This is a genomic window from Streptococcus sp. SGI.013 (assembly GCF_050315295.1).
In the GTDB taxonomy this organism is placed as follows: Bacteria; Bacillota; Bacilli; order Lactobacillales; family Streptococcaceae; genus Streptococcus; species Streptococcus porcorum.
Map to the genome: position 1 here is coordinate 1 of NZ_JBNPOS010000060.1, position 2,670 is coordinate 2,670.

Below are 2,670 nucleotides of genomic sequence, written 5' to 3' on the forward strand. Positions count from 1 at the left end.
GACTCAGATGCTGATGCTGACAATGACTCAGATTGACTAGATGATACTGAAGCCGATTCAGACGCTGATGCTGAAAGTGATTCAGATTGGCTAGATGAGACTGAGGCTGATTCAGACGCTGACGCTGACAATGACTCAGATTGGCTAGATGAGACTGATGCTGACTCAGATGCTGATGCTGAAAGTGATTCAGATTGGCTAGATGAGACTGAGGCTGATTCAGACGCTGACGCTGACAATGACTCAGATTGGCTAGATGAGACTGAGGCTGATTCAGACGCTGATGAACTTACCGATTCTGAGACAGACGTACTATTTGACTCTGACTCTGAAATAGCTGTACTTGCTGATTCTGATACAGATTTACTATTTGATTCAGATTCTGAAATAGCTGTACTTGCTGATTCTGAGACTGACTTACTATTTGATTCAGACTCTGAAATTGCTGTACTTGCTGATTCTGATACAGATGTGCTGTTTGATTCAGACTCTGAAATTGCTGTACTTGCTGATTCTGAGACAGATGTGCTATTTGACTCGGATGCTGAACCTTTGACTTCTTTGTAGACATAAGTTACTTCTGTTGTCTTACTAGCTTCAACGTTACCAGTTTCGTTACCGATTGTTGCAGTTGGGATCAACTCATAAGTCTTACCGTCTGCTGTTGTGATGGTTTCTGGTTTATTATCAGCTGTGTTGTACTCAGTACCTGGCTTAGCGTTTGTTTCATCGTTTACAGGTTGCTTGATTACAGTACCATCTTCAGCGATGTAGTTAACAACAACGTTACCAGCTTGTTCGTAAACATAAGTCAATTCTTTAAGCGTATCACGCGCTACTGTACCAAGTTCTTCAGTAATTTTTTCAATCGTACGTTTTTCAGTGTCGGTGTTGCTTGAAGCTGGGTTAAGACCTGTTGTATCGATTTCTTTGTAGTAATAGACTGTACCGTCAGCTGCTGTGATCTTTTCATCTTTTACAGACTTCGTATCATATGCTGTGTTTGTAGCTTCATGATCATAAATAGACTTAGAGTCTTGTAAAACGTTACCCTCAGTATCAACGTAATAGACTGTAACGCCACCTTTTTCAGCATAGTAATAAGTTGCGTGCTGTTCATTTTTAACATTGTCGTTGACCAAACGCATTTGAACACCACCGAAACCAAAAGGTTGACCGTCATTTCCTTTTAGAGTTATAGCATCATGCTCTGGAATAAAGAAATTACCTTCAGGGAAGTTTTCTCCATTTCTAGCAAAATTATTAGTTTCCCCTGTAATAACATTTGTCGTTGTATGAGGATTAGTTTTGTAACTTTCAAATTGATGTTTTGAAGTGTAACTATAACTACCTTCTAGCGTATTGACTGCACCAGGAACAATTTCTTCAGATGTAAAGAACTTTATAAAGTTTTCTGATGTAAGGTCTGCTACCGTAATGTTCTGATTCCTGTCTAAAGATAGCATATTTTCACCATCTGGATTCAAGAGGTAAATATGCACTTTGTGAGTACCATCTTTGCGGGTAATTTCCAATTCACGCACAAGATTATGTGTCATAATGCTTTGAAGTGTCTTCGCCCCTATTGTGTAATCTCTGGTTAAATTTCCATTTGTAACAGTCGGCACATCTTCAACAATCAACTCATAATTATTAAAATCTAGAGCACCAGCAATCGTGTAACTATCTCCAGATAATCCACCTTTCTGAGTATACGTAGCTAGTAGCTCTTCTGCTCTTTTATCCGTAGCTTTTACAATATAATAAGTATCTTGAGTCGTGCTAACTGGAACTAAAACATCATGGATATTTAACTCTGTACCAACAGAGCCTGGACTAACCTTATCATACACAATGGTATTTGTATTACCACCATGAGGATTATCGATTACTAATTTTTTACTTGATGTATTATCTTCAGTTATGGTATATCGAAAATTATATGAATAACCAGCACTCTCATATTGAGCCAAGGTACTAAATTTACCTGAAGAACCTATAGGAATCTCAATAGACTCAATAATTGTATTATTCTGACTTTTATCAACCAAATCAGCATAGATTTTGTCGGCTCCTCCCTCTCTATCATTTGAGAATTGGAAGAAATAATCTTTATTAAATTTGTTATTAAAAGTATTTTCACTGTTTGGATTGCTCTGTGAATTTAAACTTAATACCGTAAAGACTTCACGACCGTCTGGTAAGGTTGTTTTATACTCAGTAGGAACAGCATTCGTTGCTGGAGTCACACTTGCATCTCCGGCAGCCACATCCAAACCTGTGTTAGCTGCCTTAACCGCATCTGGAATAATCCATTCAGTTGTAACACCAGAAACATTATTGGCACTCCCTGCAGCAGTTGCTGTTGCAGTCGTTGACGTATCCAGCGCAAATGTAATGATACCATCTTCGTCATCTTTTATGAGTAAAGCTCCAAGTGATTGACTGCTATTTTTAACAGAGTCAACCACTGTTTGAATCTCTTCTACTGTCGCTTCAGTATTCCCCAAAATAAGCTTAGCTGCCGCAATCTCTTTGGTGCTAACCGCTACTGAATCTGTCAACTCTTGACTAGGAGTCGTTTGACCATTGGCAATCTGAACCAGAATCTCAGCTTCTGAAGTCACTTGTTCAAGAACAGCACTTGCCTCTTCTTTTGTTTGAGGAGTT

The 2,670-nt window shown here is 38.7% G+C and carries 1 pseudogene; it reads right to left on the bottom strand.

What is annotated here, in order from left to right:
* A pseudogene (locus tag ACQRDX_RS09130) lies at window positions 1-2,670 on the bottom strand (hypothetical protein); the annotation flags it as partial.